The following is a 14,860-nucleotide window of genomic DNA, read 5'->3' on the forward strand; positions in this document are numbered from 1 at the left end:
AGATATCTTTGCAAATTAAGCTTGGTGAATGAACCCGCCTCGCCCTCCATCGATTCCCGCCGCGACCGCGCCCCGCGACGTCAGCCGGGTCGTCCCCTATCCGACGGCCCTCAAGGCGCTGGCGCATCCGGTCCGGTTGCGGATGCTGGGCATGCTCAGGGTCGACGGCCCCGCCACCGCGACGCAGCTGGCGGCGCGGCTGGGCCTCAACAGCGGCGCGACGAGCTATCACCTCCGCCAGTTGGCCCAGTACGGCTTCATCGAGGAGAAGCCGGGGCCATCCCGGCGCGACCGCTGGTGGCGCGCCAGCCACGAGCTGACCTCCGTGCTCGAGACGGATGCCGAGGGTGCGGAGCTGGATGCGGGCGTCGCCTTCACCCAGGCGGCGCTGTCCCTGCAGGTCGGCCAGATGCAGCGGGCCGTCGAGGAATATCCCGAGCTGCCGGCCCCATGGCGCAAGGCCAGCACGGCCAGCGACGTCACCATCCCGCTGACGGCGGAGCAGGCCGAAGCCCTGACCAGGCGGCTGACCGACATCATGCTGGAGGCGATGCGGGACGCCCCGCCCCTCGGGGAACCGCTGCCCCCGGACATGGCGCCCTTCACGGTCATGCTACGCGCTTTTCCCTATCCGGGCCGGCTGCCGCACCGCGAGGAGGATGCCGGGCCGTGAGCGGACGCGCGCCCTTTCTCGCCCTGGCCGCCGCCGAGACCGTCTCGATCTCCGGCACGAGGCTGTCGACGATCGCCATTCCCTGGCTGGTGCTGAGCACGACGAACAGCCCCGTATCGACCGGGCTGGTGGCGATGGCGGAAATGCTGCCCTATGTCGTCGCCAAGGCCCTGGGCGGCCCGCTGATCGACCGCGCCGGCCCCAAGCGGATCGCCATCCTCTGCGATGCGGCCTCGGCGGCCGTGGTCGGGCTGGTGCCCCTGTTGCATCTGCTGGGCATGCTCACCGTCCCGGCCCTGCTCCCCATCGTCTTCGTCCTCGGCGCGCTGCGCGGCCCGGCCGACGCCGCCAAGCAGGCGATGGTCCCGGACATCGCGGAGCTGGCGGCGGTGCCGCTGGAGCGGGTGACCGGCGTCGTCGGCACCATCGAAAGACTGGCCTCGACGGTGGGGGCGGCCGGCGCCGGCGCGCTGATCGCCGTGATGACCGGTCCGGCCCAGGCCCTTGCCTTCAATGCCGCCACCTTCGCCGTCGCCGCCCTGATCATCGGGGCGGGCATCCCCGCGCTGCGCCATCCCGCGGTCGCGGCGGCGGCGTCCTATGGCCGGGATCTGCTGGAAGGCTGGACCTTCCTGCGCCGGGATGCGGTGCTGATGGGCATCGTCGTCATGGTGGCGGCCACCAACCTCCTGGACCAGGCCTTCCACGCCGTCCTGCTGCCGGTCTGGACGCGGGATGCCGGTCACGGCCCCGAACTGCTGGGGGCGATGCTGGCGGTGTTCTCCGGCAGCTCCATGGTGGGCGCGGCCATCGCCGCCTCGATCGGCGAACGGATGCCGCGCCTCGTCGTCTATACGGTCGCGTTCCTCCTGACCGGGTTTCCGCGTTTCCTCGTCCTCGCGGTGGACGTGCCGCTCGCTCTTGTCTTCGCCACCCTGGCGATCGGCGGCTTTGCCTCGGGCTTCCTCAACCCGATCCTGTTCGCCGTGATGTTCGAGCGGATCCCCAAGCCCTTGGTCGGCCGCGTCACGTCGATGAGCACGGCGCTCTGCTGGACCCTGATTCCCTTCGGCGGGCTCTTCGGCGGCGCGCTGATCAGCGGCGTCGGCCTCCCCGCCGCGCTGCTGCTGATCGGGCTGGCATATCTGGCGGCGACGCTGCTGCCGCTGGCGCGCAGGAGCTTCCGCGGGTTCGGGAAACGGCGGGTCGCCGGCGCCGATCCCTCTTGAGCGCCGGGACCATGCCGCTCAGCGCGCCCGGCGCTGGGCCGCGACCAGGCGTGAGATGCGGACGAAGTCGAGCACCACCGGCGAGGTCTCGCCGGCCGGCCAGGCGATGGCCAGCTCCACCGCCTGCGGCAGGTCGTCGAGGGGCCGGTAGGCCAGCTCCGGCAGCGGCATGTGCGACACCCAGGACGGCACGATGCCGAGGCCGACCCCGGCGGCGGCCAGGGTGACGATCGACAGGGTGTGCGAGGCGTCCTGCACTACCATCGGCCGCACCCCGGCCTGGCGGAACGCGTCCAGCACCAGGTTGCTGTAGCTGGCGCCGAGGATCGGCGCATAGCCGATGAAGGGCTGGCCCGAGAAGTCGCGCAGCGACAGGTCGGGCTTGGCGGCGAGCGGATGCGCCTTCGGCAGCACCGCCACGAAGCCTTCGCTCGACAGCCGCTCCATCTGCATGAAGCCGGCCGCGGTGGTGGGCCGGATGAAGGCGACGTTGATGCCGCCGGCCTCCAGCGTCTTCAGCTGCTCGGCCGTGGTGAAGGGCACGACGTCGACCGTGACCGCGGGATAGTCCTGGCGGAACGCCCGGATGATGGCGGGCAGGAACTGCGACAGCGCCAGATGCACGCCGCCGACCACGAGGTGGCCGACATGCTCGCCCGAGATCGCGCGGGTGTGGGAGATGGCGCGGTCCAGGCCGCTCAGCACATCCCGGGCGTGGCGCAGCAGGATCTCGCCGGCCGCGGTCAGCTTGACCCGCCGTGTCGTGCGGTCGAACAGGCGCACGCCCAGCCGCTCCTCCAGCTGCCGGATCTGCTGGCTGAGCGGCGCCTGGGCCATGCCGAGGCGGTCGGCGGCGCGGCCGAAATGCAGCTCCTCCGCCAGGCAGGCGAAGTAGCTCAGATGACGCAGCTCGATGCCTCTATTCATATCTCTGACATATAAATCCCCCTGTAATTTTATGATAGATCCCATGGGATCGCTGTGGTTCGCTACCGCCCTCGACGCCCCGGATCGGACCCTTTCTTGCCGATCGCGGGCGCCCTCCCGAGACAGGCCCTGCCCGCCCCGACGACGGAGAGAAGGCTGCTGCATGGTGCGCTTCTGGTCGGTGAAAGCCGCGCGGACCCTCTTGACGCTCTGGTTCGTCGTGACCTTCGCCTTCATCGTGCTGCGGGTCTCGGGCGACCCGGTGCAGTCGCTGCTGGGGCCGGACGCCACCAATGAGGAGATCGCGCAGTTCCGCGAGGCCTGGGGCCTCGACCGGCCGCTGCCCGAACAGTATCTGCGCTATGTCGTGCAGATGGCGTCGGGCCAGTTCGGCACCTCCTACCGCGACGGAAGGCCGGTGACGGAGATCATCGCCGAGCGCGTGCCCTGGACCGTGCTGCTCGGCCTCTCCGCCTATGCCGTCGCCATCCTGGTCGGGGTGCCGGCCGGCATCGTCGCGGCGCTGCGCCGCGGCTCCGCCCTCGACCGGCTGGTGATGGGCTTCGCCGTGTTCGGCTTCGCCCTGCCGAACTTCTTTCTCGGCATCCTGCTGATCCTCCTGTTCTCCCTGACGCTGCAATGGCTGCCGAGCTCGGGCACCGGCTCGATCCTGCACCTGCTGATGCCGGCCGCGACGCTGGGCGTCTACACCGCCGGCACGCTGGCGCGCTTCACCCGTTCGGCGATGCTGGAGGTGCTGGCCAAGCCCTATATGCGCGCCGCGGCGGCGAAGGGCGCGCCGCCCCTGGTCCGGGTGCTGCGCCATGCCCTGCCCAACGCCGCCATCCCGATCGTCACCATCATCGGCCTCAATCTCGGCGCGCTGGTCGGCGGCGCGGTGGTGGTGGAGACGGTGTTCGCCTGGCCCGGCATCGGCCGCCTCCTGGTCACCGCCGTGACCTCGCGCGACCTTGCCGTGGTGCAGGCGCTGGTGCTGCTGGTCGCCGCCACCATGGTCGCGGCCAACCTCGCGGTCGACCTGCTGTACGGGCTGCTCGACCCCCGCATCCGCACGGCGCGCTGAGGGGCGGGCGATGCGGCGCTTCCCCTGGTTCCTCGCAGCGGCCTTCGCGATCCTGGCGGCGGCGCTGCTGGCCGCCCTGTTCGGCGGCTGGCTGACTCCGTACGGCGTGACCCAGCAGAACCTGCTGGCCCGGCTGAAGCCGCCGTCCTTCCTGGGCGGCGACCCGCGCTACCTGCTGGGCACCGACCGGCTCGGCCGCGACATGGTGGCCCGGCTGGTCGGCGGGCTGCAGATGTCGCTGTCGGTCGCCGTCGCCGGCACGCTGATCGGGGCCGTCGTCGGCAGCGCCATCGGCTTCATCGCCGCGCATTTCCGCGGCTGGGTCGAGGAGTCGCTGATGATGCTGGTCGACTTCCAGGCGTCGCTGCCCTTTATCCTGATCGCCCTGACCCTCCTGGCCTTCTTCGGCAACAGCCTGACGCTGTTCGTCATCCTGATGGGGCTGCATGGCTGGGAATCCTCCGCCCGGCTGGCGCGCGGCGTGGTCCTGTCCGCCGCCAGCCAGCCCTATGCCAAGGCGGTGGTGGCGCTGGGCGCCCCGCCGATGCGGCTCTACCTGCGGCACATCCTGCCGAATGTGGCGAGCGCGCTGATCGTCCAGGTCACGCTGAACTTCCCGCAGATCATCCTGCTCGAGACCTCGCTGAGCTTCCTCGGCCTCGGCATCCAGCCGCCCCTGACCAGCCTGGGCCAGATCCTCGGCGACGGCCGCGAGTATCTCTCCAGCGCCTGGTGGATCGCGGTCTGGCCCGGCCTCGTGATCTTCGCCGTCACCCTGTCGATGAGCATCGTCGGCGACTGGCTGCGCGACCGGCTGGACCCGATGCTGCGCCACCGCACCGCCTGAAAACGAAACAAGCAACGGAGGCTTCGATGTTCACAAGACGCGGTTTCGGCAAGCTGGCGCTCGGCGCGGGCGCCGTCTCGCTGGCCACGCCGCTGCGATACGGGCGGGCGGCGGACCGGCCGGTGCTGACCATCGCGGTCGACAACCTGTGGCAGATGATGTCGCCGATCAACGGCCTCAGCACCACCTCGAACCGGATCTTCCCGAACTTCTACGAAGCGCTGATCGAGCGCGACTACCTCTCCGACCCCAACGGCCTCACGCTGCAGCCCAAGCTGGCGACGAAGTGGGACCGGAACGGCACGGTCTGGACTATCGAGCTGCGCCAGGGCGTGAAGTTCCATGACGGCACGGAGATGACGGCCGAGGACGTCGCCTTCACCCTCGGCGCCGACCGGCTGTGGGGGCCGAAGCCGTTCGAGCCGCGCGGCAAGACCTTCACCGCCGGCTTCAAGCGGGTCGAGGCCACCGGCACCCATACGATCGAGATCGAGACCGCCACGCCCGACCCCAACGTCCCGGGCAAGCTGACCGGCAATATCGGCCTGGTGGTGCCGAAGAAATACTATCTCGAGGTCGGGGTCGACCGCTTCGGCCAGGCGCCGATCGGCACCGGCCCGTACAAGGTCACCACCTTCCGCTCCGGCGAGGTGATGGTGCTGGACGCCTTCGACGGTTATTGGGGCGACCCGCCGCCGGCGCGGCAGCTGGTGTGGAAGATCGTGCCGGAATTCGCGGCGCGCCTGGCCGGGCTGGTGTCGAAGGAGTTCGACTTCATCGTCAACATCCCGACCGACCAGGAACCGACGCTGCAGGGCTATTCCGACGTCAAGCTGATACGGCGCCAGGTCGAGAACTACCCGGCGTTCGCCTTCAACACCCTGCCCGACCCGCCGGACAACCCGCTGGTCGACCCGAAGCTGCGCTACGCCATGGTCCAGGGCGTCAACATGGACGAGATCGTGGCCGCCCTGTTCGGCGACGCCACCTTCCACCCGGCGGTGCCGTTCAACTTCCCGGAATACGGCCGGTTCTACGACCCGGAGCTGAAGCCGAAGCTGCCCTACGACCCGGAACGGGCCAAGGCCCTGGTCAAGGAGACCAGCTACGACGGCCAGAAGCTGCGCTGGCACATCACCCGGCAGTTCTACCCGAACTACGAGGCCGCGGCCGAGATCATGGTCGAGCAGTGGCGCGAGATCGGGGTCAATGTCGAGGCCGTGGTGCTGGACAATTTCGAGCTGGTCTACCGCCGCCCCTACCATCTGATGAACATGTCGATGAGCTCGGATTTCATCCCGGGCGACCCGTACCAGCCGCTGTGGCTGGACTGGGGCCCGACCGCGACCCGGTCTACCGCCAGCTGGAAGTCCTGGACCCCGACCGAGAAGTTCGTCGAGCTGGGCCGCGCCTTCGAGAAGGAGACCGAGTTCGAGAAGCGCAAGGCGGCCTATCTGGCCCTGTCCGAGGAATGGCAGCGGGTGACGCCCGGCTTCTACCTGTGGAAGAGCGTCTACAACTGGGCCCATCGCGCCGACATCGCGTGGACGCCGATCGGCGACAGCGACATGCGCATGTATGGCGGCTACCTGAAGCTGGGCTGACCCGATGCCGCCGCGCAAGCACGCCCTGAAGGACATGACCTTCGTGGAGTTCCGCGAGCGTCTGGCCGAGCGCCCGGTCGTCCTGCTGCCCTTCGGCAGCCAGGAGGAGCAGGGCCCGCACGCCCCGATGGGCGACTACATGCTGACCGAGCGGCTGTCGCTGCTGGCGGCGGAGGCGGCGGACGCGATCGCCGCCCCCACCGTCCCCTTCGGCTATGCCGATTTCTTCCGCACCGTGCCGGGCGGCATCCAGCTGCGCGCCGAGACCTTCTCGGCGGTGCTGGAAGACACGGTCACCGCCTTCCTCGACCATGGCGTCGAGCATCTGGTGGTGTTCAACGGCCACAGCTCGAACGCCCCCCTGATCGACCAGACGCTGCGCCGCCTGCGCCGCGAGCGCGGCGTGGCGGTGGCGGCGCTGAACATCTGGCGCCTGATCCCGCCGGAGCTGTGGCGGGAGCTGCACGGCGACGCCGCCGGCCGGGCCCGCGGCCATGGCGGCGACCCGCTGACCTCGGTCTATCTGCACCTGTTCCCGGAGATGATGCGGCCCGACCTGGTGCGCCCGGCGACGCCCTCCCGCGCCTTCGGCCTGCCGACCGACGGCGTTGCCGCGGTCAGCTTCGAGGGGCTGCCGGTGCAGGTCCCGCTCGACGTCACCGAGGTCAATCCGGACGGCATGCTGGGCGGCGACCCGGCCCTGGCCGACGCCGCGAAAGGCGCCCGGATCGTCGAGCACATCGTGGGATTCACCGCCCGCTTCGTCGCCCATTTCCGCCGCTGCGACCCGCGCCGGGTCGAGGCGGCGCCGGCATGACGCCGCTTCTCGCCATCGAGGATCTGCGCGTGCCGCTGCCGCCGGCGGCACAGCGACCGGATGCCGTCTCCGGCCTGTCGCTGACGCTCGGCCGCGGCGAGATCCTCTGCGTCGTCGGCGAATCCGGCTCCGGCAAGTCGATGACGGCCCTGGCGGTGATGGGGCTGCTGCCGGCCAACCTGCCGGAGCCGAGCGGCCGCGTGCTGTTCGAGGGCCGCGACCTGCTGGCGCTGGCCGAGCGCGAGCGGCGCGACCTCTCCGGCCGCCGCCTCGCCATGATCTTCCAGGAGCCGGGCGCCGCCCTGAACCCGATCTACCGGGTCGGCGACCAGGTGGCCGAGACCTTCCGGCTGCACACGAAGCTCTCCGCCGCCGAGATCCGCGAGCGCGTGCTGGCGCTGTTCCGCGAGGTCCGCCTGCCCGACCCGGAGCAGCTGTACCACAGCTACCCGCACCAGCTGTCCGGCGGGCAGTGCCAGCGGGTGATGATCGCAACGGCGCTGGCGCTGGAGCCCGCCATCCTGATTGCCGACGAGCCGACCACCGCGCTCGACGTCACCACCCAGGCGCAGATCCTGCGGCTGATGCTGGACCTGCGGCAGCGTCACGGCACCGGCATCCTGTTCATCACCCACGACTTCGGCGTGGTCGCCGAGATCGCCGACCGAGTCGCGGTGATGCAGAACGGCCGGCTGGTCGAGGAAGGCCCGCGCGACCGGGTGCTGCGCCGGCCGCAGGCGGACTACACCCGCGACCTGCTGGCCGCCGTGCCGGTGCTGGAGCCGCGGCGCGCCCGGCCCGGGCTGGGGCCGGTCGCCGTCTCGGCCAAGGGCATCGCCAAGACCTTCCGCAAGTCCGGCCTGTTCGGCGGCGGCCGCAGCGTCAGGGCGGTGGACGGGGTCGATGTCGAGATCCGCCGCGGCGAGACGCTGGGGCTGGTCGGCGAATCCGGCTCCGGCAAGTCCACCCTGGCGCAATGCGTGATCCGGCTGATCGAGCCCGAGCGCGGCGACATCACCCTGCCGGGAGGATCGTTCTCCGCCCTCAGGGGCAAGGCGCTGCGGGCGGCGCGGCGGCGGGTGCAGATCGTGTTCCAGGACCCCTACAGCGCGCTCGACCCGCGGCAGAGCGTCGGCGCCGCGATCGCCGAAGGGCCGGTGATCCATGGCGTCGACCGGGCCGAGGCCCGCCAGCGCGCGCTGACGCTGCTGCAGGCCGTCGGCCTCGACGCCGAGGCGGCCGGCCGGTTCCCGCACGAATTCTCCGGCGGCCAGCGCCAGCGCATCTGCATCGCCCGGGCGCTGGCGATCGAGCCGGACCTGCTGATCGCCGACGAATCGGTCTCGGCGCTCGACGTCTCGGTCCAGGCCCAGATCCTGGACCTGCTGGCCGAGATGCAGCAGCGGCTGGGTTTCGCCATGCTGTTCATCACCCACGACCTGCGCGTGGCCAGCCGGATCTGCGACCGCATCGCGGTGATGCGCCAGGGCCGCATCGTCGAGGAGGGCGAACCCGCCGCCCTCTTCGGCGCCCCGCGCGAGGCCTACACCCGCGAGCTGCTGTCGGCCGTGCCCGGCCGCGACTGGGGCCGGGACGACGCCGGGCCGGAAGGAGCGAGGCTGCATGAGAAAGTATGAGATCGGCGCCGTGCCGCCGCAGATCGCCCCGGCGCTGGCCGAGAAGCTGGCCCGGGTCGAGATCGCCACGATCGGCCATTTCCGCCATCGCGGCTTCGTCCACCGCAGCATCGCGCCGCTGCAGCCGGTGCGCGGCACGCTGGTCGGCACCGCCGTCACGGTGGCGATCCCGGGCACGGATTCGACCCTGCTGCACCACGCCGTCGGCCTGCTGCGGCCCGGCGACGTGCTGGTGATCGACCGGCTGGGCGACGACCGCCACGCCTGCCTCGGCGGCGGCGTGGCCCGGGCGGTGAAGCGGGCCGGCGCCGTGGCGGTCGTGCTCGACGGCCCCTGCACCGACCCGGAGGAGATCCGCGAGGCCGGGCTGCCGGCCTGGTGCCGCGGCGCCTCCGCCATCACCACCCGGCTGAACGATCTGGGCGGGGCGCTGAACCTGCCGGTCGCCTGCGGCAACGTCCCGGTGCTGCCGGGCGACGCGATCCTGGCCGATGCCACCGGCGTGCTGGTCCTGCCGCCCGGCGAGGCCGAGGCCGCGGCGGACGAGGCGATCGCCCGCGAGGCGCGGATCGCCGAGCGGCAGGCCCGCGCCCGGGCCGGGCAGGCGCTGGGCGACATCTCCGGCGCAAGTCGCCTGGTCGCCGCCGACCAGGAGGCCCATCATGGCTGATCCCCATTTCGCCACCGCCCGGGTCGAGCGCTGGCGCCTGAGCAAGCCGGCCGCCGCCGGGCCGCACGGCGTCGTCACCTCCCAGCACTATGCCGCGGCCGAGGCCGGCGCCGCGGTGCTGGAGGCCGGCGGCAACGCCGTCGACGCCGCGGTCACCGGCGCCCTCGTGCTGCAGACGGTCGAGCCCTGGATGAGCGGCCTCGGCGCCTGCGGCTATCTGATGGTGGCAGAGCCGGACGGCCGGGTCGAGGTGGTGGAGTTCACCGGCCGCGCGCCGCTGCGCTTCGACCCCGAGGCCTACCGGCCGGATCCGGAGGGTTCCGTCACCTTCCTCGGCATGCCGGCCTCGGCCGGCCAGGCGAATGTCCGCGGCTATACCGCGGCGGTGGTCCCCGGCTGCGTCCGCGGCCTGGCCGAGGCGCTGCGGCGCTTCGGCACGATCGGCTTCGACCGCGCCCTGGCCCCGGCGATCGAACGGGCCCGCAAGGGCATGGCGGTCGACTGGCACGCCACCCTGGCCATCGCCATGGCCGAATCCGATCTGCGGCGCGACGACGGCGCCCGCGCCGTGCTGATGCCCGGCGACACGGTGCCCGAGCCGGAGACGGTGCTGCCGCTGCCGGCGCTGGCCGCGACGCTGGAGCGGCTGGCCGAGGCCGGGCCGGAGGATTTCTACACCGGCCGTATCGCCGAGCGCCTGGCCGAGGATTTGCGCCGCGGCGGCAGCTTCATCACCGCCGAGGACCTGGCCGCCTATCAGCCGAGCGTCTACCCGGCTTCCGCGGCCGGGATCGCCGGCCGGCAGGTCCATGTCGCCGGCGACAGCAGCGGCGGCCGCCGGCTGCACGACGCCCTCCGACACTTCGACGCGCGGCGCGGCGCCGGGCCGCTCGACCCCGGCTTCTACACGGCGATGACCGCGGCGCTGCGCGACGCCTTCGCCGGCCATCGCGCTCGCCTGATCCCGGCGGAGCTGAGCACCACCTCCAGCACCACCCAGCTCAACGCCGCCGACCGCGACGGTCGCATGGTGGCGCTGACCTTCACCCTGCTGAACCGCTTCGGCGCCCGGGTGCTGTCGCCCGCGACCGGCGTGCTGCTGAACAACGGCATGTCCTGGTTCGACCCCCGGCCCGGCCGGGCCAACAGCCTGCGGCCCGGCGCCTTCGGGCCGAACAACATGTGCCCGGTGGCGATCACCGATTCCGACGGCCCCTTCGCCGTGCTCGGCGCCTCCGGCGGCAACCAGATCGTGCCGGCGCTGGCCCAGGTCTCGGCGATGCTGCTGCATGCCGGGATGGGCGTCGAGGCCGCGCTGAACGCGCCGCGCATCAATGCCGGCCCGGCCGTCGGGATCACCGTCGACATCGACCTGCCGGCGGATTGCGTCGCGGCGCTTGAGCCGCTGGGCCCGGTCCGCCCGGCCCAGCGTGCGGTCTATCCCCGCCCCTTCGCCTCGCCCTCGGCCATCGCCCGCGAGGGCGGCGGCTTCACCGGCATGGCCGACACCACCTACCCCGCCTCCCAGGCCTCCGCCGCCACCCGCTGATCGAGCGATGACCCAGCCCGCCCTCCGCATCGACGCCGTCGAGATCGACGGCGTCCTCACCGTCGTCCCGCCACGAGGGCTGCCGAGCCCGATGGTGTTCGACAGCCCGCACAGCGGCCTGGCGCTGCCCGCGGATTTCCGCCCGGCGGTGCCGCCGGCGCTGGTGCGCATGGCGTCCGACACCCATGTCGACGCGCTGTTCGACTTCGCCCCGGACCTCGGCGCGCCCTTCCTGGTGGCGCAGTTCCCGCGCAGCTTCCTCGACGTCAACCGGTCGCTGCTCGACGTCGATCTCGACCTCGTGGAGGGCCACTGGCCGCATCCGGTGCGCGACAGCGCCTCGGCCCGGCGCGGCATGGGGCTGATCTGGCGCTACGCCTGGGGCGACGCGCCGATGTACGACCGGCGCCTGACCGTGGCCGAGGTCGAGGCCCGGATCGAGCGCTACTGGCGGCCCTATCACGACCGGCTGAAAGCCCTGCTCGACGCGGTGCATGGCGCCTTCGGCCGGGTCTACCACGTCAACTGCCACTCGATGCCGGCCTATGGCCATGCCCTGTCGCCCGACCCGGCCGGGACGGCGCGGCCGGATTTCGTGCTCGGCGACTATGACGGCGCCGCCTGCGAGCCCGGCTTCGTGCAGCTCGCCGCCGAGACGCTGCGTGGCCTCGGCTATTCGGTCGCGCTGAACGTGCCGTTCCGCGGTGCCGAGCTGGTCTCGGCCTATTCCGACCCGCCCCGCGGCCGCCACAGCCTGCAGATCGAGATCAACCGCCGCCTGTACATGGACGAAGACAGCCGCGAGCGCACCGCCGGCTTCGCGGCACTGCGCGGCCATCTGGAGACGTTGGGCCGGGTGCTGCGGGACCATGCGGGGAGCGGGGCTTGACGCTGGTCGCCCCGACCGCGTCCGTCAATCGAAGCGAGGCGGCTCGGCGGCGGTGCGAAGCGCCTGCAGCAGCGCCGCCGAAGGCTGCCCCGTGACCGGCAGGCCCTGGCTCCGCTGGAAGGTGGCGATGGCGGCCCGGGTCCTGCGCCCCAGCCGGCCATTGGCCTGCCCCGCATCCAGGTTCAGCCTTCCCAGCAGCTGCTGGATCTCCCGGATCTGGGCGCCGGTCGCCGGCCGGTCGGGGGCAAGCGCAGGTGGCGTCGCAGGCACGGCCGATGGAGATGCGATTGCCGCCTGGCGGCTGGTCGGCTCCGGCGCCGGAACCTGGGCCGCCGGATTGTCGAGGCCCGGCTCCGCGCTCGTGGCGGCCGTGGTGGCTTGGGCCGGCGCGAGGCGGCCGGCGTCCGGGCTGGCGACACCGGTGCCGGGCATCGCCGACGCGGCAACGCCCGGAGACGCCTGCAGCCTTGCCAGCGCCTGCTTGCCCTGCTCGTCGCCGCCATCGGCCGCGATCCGGTACCAGCCGGCGGCGATGCGCGGGTTGGGCGGCCCGAGCTCGCCGCTTTCATAGAGGCGGCCGACCTCGTACGCACCGCGCGGATTGCCGGCGATGCTGGCTCTGCGGAACCAGTTCATCGCCTCTCTGACGTCGCGCGGCACGCCGGAGCCGTTGAGATAGACGAGGCCCAGGGCATAGAGCGCGTCGGCTTTGCGCTGGTCGGCGGCGCGGCGATACCAATACGCGGCTCGCTCATCGCTCTGCGGCACTTCCATGCCGCGTGCGAAGCGGGTGCCGATCTCATACTCGGCGTTCGCATCGCCGGCCATGGCCCTGCGCGCCAGGTCGCGCAGCTCGGGGGAGGCGTTGTCCGGCAGCGGCGCTTCGGCTGCGGAATTGTCCGGCGCGCGGGGCGTGCCGGTTTCATCCGGCCATATCGCGGCTGTCCTGAGAGCGGGCGCCGAGGCGGCGGGCGCAGGCTGCAGAGCCGGGGCTGCGGGATCGGGCGCGGATGCTTGCGGAGCTTCGGCCGAACCGGCACTCCCCCAGCCGAGCCCCAGTTCGTCCAGGGTGGAGCAGCCGACCACGGTGAATGCGAGCAGCGCCGCGACCGCGCGGCGGGCGGCGCTTCCGCGGGAATTGTCCGGCTCATGCCCGAGCCGAGTCACATCGTCGGCCAGAGAGTCCACCCAACCTCCTCGCCCGTTTCCCGGCCTTGCCGTACCAGAAGCTGCAGATGCCGTCGTTCACGACGGCCGTCACGGTCGCGGTGACCGGGTCCCGGCTCATGCTCACCGGGCATCTTTGCCGGACCGTCCTCGGCTCCGCTCCGGCGAGATGTCGATATGGCGCCAGGCGCCGATCGACAGGACAAGACCCGGCTTCGGGATCGGCCAGGTCTACGCGCATTCAGGTAAGTGTTCGGTCCCCGCCAATCGACTACTGGAGATCTGGCGGCCAGACAATTCAGCCAAACGGGGTAGACTTCTGATCTTATGCCCTTTTGTTATATCTAGCTCAAATTATCTGCAGTACCTGTCGATGGAGCCACGGAATGAACTTGGCTGCCGCCAGGGCGAGCTTGCCCGGCGCCGTCATGAATTCGGACTCGTCGCGGTGCCGCGGACCTGCGCGGTCGACAGGATGGCCTTTCGGGTCTCAGTTGCCCCCGGCACTCGTGATAGGCTGCTCCTGCCCGATCTCCCGCACCGGTGACGAGCTCCTCCGTCCGGAGGACCTCCACGGTCGATTACCACTTTGGGAATAGCTTTCGTTCGAAAGGCTTAGGTCGAACTCGATTGATTTTGCATAAAATATAATACAAATAGGAGTGAACTTCGCCGGACTTCGGCCCGCATTCCTGCCGGCCGCACCGGCCTCTGAAGAACGACAAGAAACCATACGCAACCAAAAAATATCTTTGATCTCTAGCTATTGAAGCAGGAAGGGAAGTATCCCCAACCAGGCTACGAGGCAATTATGCTTTTCAACGAAAATGAAGCGGATGCGCTTCCCAACACCATCAGAGCGCCAGAACCTGAAATCGATTCCATTACCAGTGTCCGAGCCATCGACCATTCCGTTCCGAACCCGGTGACGGTCGCAATTATCGATCGACGTGCTCTGGGCCGGGAGACATTGACCCGGGCGCTCGTGTCGAGCGACGGCCGATTTCGGGTCCGCGCATTCGCCGACATCGGTGAATGGGAACGGAGCCCGGAACGGAGCGACACGTCGCTGATCCTTCTGGAATGCGGTTCGGTCGGCAATGACCATCCATCGCTTGAGGACGAGCTTCGGGGCCTGATCGGCGCCCATCGCGACATCCCTGTGGTTGTGCTGGGCGAAAACGAGGATCCAGGCCATATCGCCGAGATTCTGGCGCGGGGAGTTCGCGGCTATATCCCCACCAGCGTCAGCCTGAATGTCGCGATCGGAGCGCTTTGCCTCGCGATGGCCGGAGGCACCTTCGTCCCTGCCAGCGCGCTTCGGAACTCCGGTCGCGAGCAGCCGGGACGCCAGCAATCCGTCCACAGCATGCTCGGTCTTTCGGAACGGCAGGCGGCTGTCGCCGAGGCCGTCGCCCTCGGCAGGCCGAACAAGATCATCGCTTATGAGCTGGACCTGAGTGAGAGCACCGTGAAGGTGCACATCAGGGCCATCATGAAAAAGCTCCAGGCCCGGAACCGGACCGAGATCGCCTTCAAGCTGCACGCAGCCAAGAATGGCTTCCTTTCATCTCCAAAGGCTCGCCCGGTCGAAACCTGCGCTGCCTGACATGGAAAAGGCCGCCACGCAGCGGCGGCCTTTCCAGCTCCAGGCGTTCCTTCCCGATCCGTCAACACGGGCAAGAATACTTTATCCGCAAGACCGTGTGCCGGGTGACGGCCCGGACACATTCATTTCCTCGGTCGGAGCACCGGGATCATAATATA

General features: G+C 70.6%; 13 protein-coding genes. 11 read left to right on the top strand and 2 right to left on the bottom strand.

Going from position 1 to position 14,860, the window contains the following annotated elements; all coding sequences use genetic code 11:
• Positions 1-28 precede the first annotated feature (28 nt).
• A complete protein-coding gene (locus tag LG391_RS16140; protein WP_225769017.1) occupies positions 29-673 on the top strand; it encodes a transcriptional regulator in 645 nt (214 codons plus the stop codon).
• The gene (locus LG391_RS16145; RefSeq protein ID WP_225769018.1) at positions 670-1,902 is read left to right on the top strand and encodes an MFS transporter; all 1,233 of its coding nucleotides are present in this window, start codon (positions 670-672) and stop codon (positions 1,900-1,902) included. Before LG391_RS16140 ends, LG391_RS16145 begins: the two co-directional genes overlap by 4 nt.
• Before the next feature lie 18 nt (positions 1,903-1,920).
• On the opposite strand, the gene LG391_RS16150 is transcribed toward LG391_RS16145, so the two are convergent.
• Complete coding sequence (locus LG391_RS16150) at positions 1,921-2,829, bottom strand: LysR substrate-binding domain-containing protein (RefSeq protein ID WP_225769019.1); 909 nt, start codon at positions 2,827-2,829, stop codon at positions 1,921-1,923.
• A 163-nt stretch (positions 2,830-2,992) separates the two neighbouring features.
• On the opposite strand from LG391_RS16150, the gene LG391_RS16155 reads away from it, so the two are divergent.
• Genes LG391_RS16155 through LG391_RS16190 form a run of 8 tightly spaced genes read left to right on the top strand, consistent with a single transcriptional unit; the run spans position 2,993 to position 11,926 of the window.
• Positions 2,993-3,913 carry an ABC transporter permease gene (locus LG391_RS16155; RefSeq protein WP_225769020.1) on the top strand — a complete coding sequence of 307 codons (921 nt, stop codon included), beginning with the start codon at positions 2,993-2,995 and terminating at the stop codon, positions 3,911-3,913.
• Positions 3,914-3,923: 10 nt separating this feature from the next.
• Positions 3,924-4,760: an ABC transporter permease gene (locus tag LG391_RS16160; RefSeq protein ID WP_225769021.1), complete on the top strand. Its 837-nt coding sequence runs from the start codon at positions 3,924-3,926 to the stop codon at positions 4,758-4,760.
• Between the two features lie 26 nt (positions 4,761-4,786).
• Positions 4,787-6,364 (top strand): ABC transporter substrate-binding protein, encoded by a 1,578-nt coding sequence (locus tag LG391_RS16165; RefSeq protein WP_225769022.1) that lies wholly within the window; start codon positions 4,787-4,789, stop codon positions 6,362-6,364.
• 4 nt (positions 6,365-6,368) lie between these two features.
• Positions 6,369-7,181 (top strand): creatininase family protein, encoded by an 813-nt coding sequence (locus LG391_RS16170; protein ID WP_225769023.1) that lies wholly within the window; start codon positions 6,369-6,371, stop codon positions 7,179-7,181.
• Positions 7,178-8,818 (top strand): ABC transporter ATP-binding protein, encoded by a 1,641-nt coding sequence (locus LG391_RS16175; protein ID WP_225769024.1) that lies wholly within the window; start codon positions 7,178-7,180, stop codon positions 8,816-8,818. Before LG391_RS16170 ends, LG391_RS16175 begins: the two co-directional genes overlap by 4 nt.
• Entirely contained in the window at positions 8,805-9,488 is a 684-nt protein-coding gene (locus LG391_RS16180; RefSeq protein WP_225769025.1) for an RraA family protein, read from the top strand. Before LG391_RS16175 ends, LG391_RS16180 begins: the two co-directional genes overlap by 14 nt.
• Positions 9,481-11,037 (top strand): gamma-glutamyltransferase, encoded by a 1,557-nt coding sequence (locus LG391_RS16185; protein ID WP_225769026.1) that lies wholly within the window; start codon positions 9,481-9,483, stop codon positions 11,035-11,037. Before LG391_RS16180 ends, LG391_RS16185 begins: the two co-directional genes overlap by 8 nt.
• Positions 11,038-11,044: 7 nt before the next feature.
• Complete coding sequence (locus tag LG391_RS16190; RefSeq protein ID WP_225769027.1) at positions 11,045-11,926, top strand: N-formylglutamate amidohydrolase; 882 nt, start codon at positions 11,045-11,047, stop codon at positions 11,924-11,926.
• A 24-nt stretch (positions 11,927-11,950) separates the two neighbouring features.
• Here LG391_RS16190 and LG391_RS16195 read toward each other — a convergent pair whose 3' ends face one another.
• Positions 11,951-13,114, bottom strand: a complete 1,164-nt coding sequence (locus LG391_RS16195) for an SEL1-like repeat protein (RefSeq protein ID WP_225769028.1) — start codon at positions 13,112-13,114, stop codon at positions 11,951-11,953.
• A gap of 790 nt (positions 13,115-13,904) precedes the next feature.
• Between LG391_RS16195 and LG391_RS16200 the strand changes: the two genes are divergently transcribed.
• Positions 13,905-14,702 (top strand): response regulator transcription factor, encoded by a 798-nt coding sequence (locus LG391_RS16200; RefSeq protein WP_225769029.1) that lies wholly within the window; start codon positions 13,905-13,907, stop codon positions 14,700-14,702.
• Positions 14,703-14,860: the final 158 nt, after the last annotated feature.

The sequence above is a fragment of the Inquilinus sp. Marseille-Q2685 genome (assembly GCF_916619195.1).
In the GTDB taxonomy this organism is placed as follows: Bacteria; Pseudomonadota; Alphaproteobacteria; order DSM-16000; family Inquilinaceae; genus Inquilinus.

What these genes read in the sequence shown, in the direction of transcription:
- LG391_RS16140 (WP_225769017.1), top strand. Translation starts at nt 29, where the DNA reads ATGAACCCGCCTCGCCCTCCATCGATTCCCGCCGCGACCGCGCCCCGC.
- LG391_RS16150 (WP_225769019.1), bottom strand. Translation starts at nt 2,829, where the DNA reads ATGAATAGAGGCATCGAGCTGCGTCATCTGAGCTACTTCGCCTGCCTG.
- LG391_RS16155 (WP_225769020.1), top strand. Translation starts at nt 2,993, where the DNA reads ATGGTGCGCTTCTGGTCGGTGAAAGCCGCGCGGACCCTCTTGACGCTC.
- LG391_RS16160 (WP_225769021.1), top strand. Translation starts at nt 3,924, where the DNA reads ATGCGGCGCTTCCCCTGGTTCCTCGCAGCGGCCTTCGCGATCCTGGCG.
- LG391_RS16165 (WP_225769022.1), top strand. Translation starts at nt 4,787, where the DNA reads ATGTTCACAAGACGCGGTTTCGGCAAGCTGGCGCTCGGCGCGGGCGCC.
- LG391_RS16170 (WP_225769023.1), top strand. Translation starts at nt 6,369, where the DNA reads ATGCCGCCGCGCAAGCACGCCCTGAAGGACATGACCTTCGTGGAGTTC.
- LG391_RS16175 (WP_225769024.1), top strand. Translation starts at nt 7,178, where the DNA reads ATGACGCCGCTTCTCGCCATCGAGGATCTGCGCGTGCCGCTGCCGCCG.
- LG391_RS16180 (WP_225769025.1), top strand. Translation starts at nt 8,805, where the DNA reads ATGAGAAAGTATGAGATCGGCGCCGTGCCGCCGCAGATCGCCCCGGCG.
- LG391_RS16185 (WP_225769026.1), top strand. Translation starts at nt 9,481, where the DNA reads ATGGCTGATCCCCATTTCGCCACCGCCCGGGTCGAGCGCTGGCGCCTG.
- LG391_RS16190 (WP_225769027.1), top strand. Translation starts at nt 11,045, where the DNA reads ATGACCCAGCCCGCCCTCCGCATCGACGCCGTCGAGATCGACGGCGTC.
- LG391_RS16200 (WP_225769029.1), top strand. Translation starts at nt 13,905, where the DNA reads ATGCTTTTCAACGAAAATGAAGCGGATGCGCTTCCCAACACCATCAGA.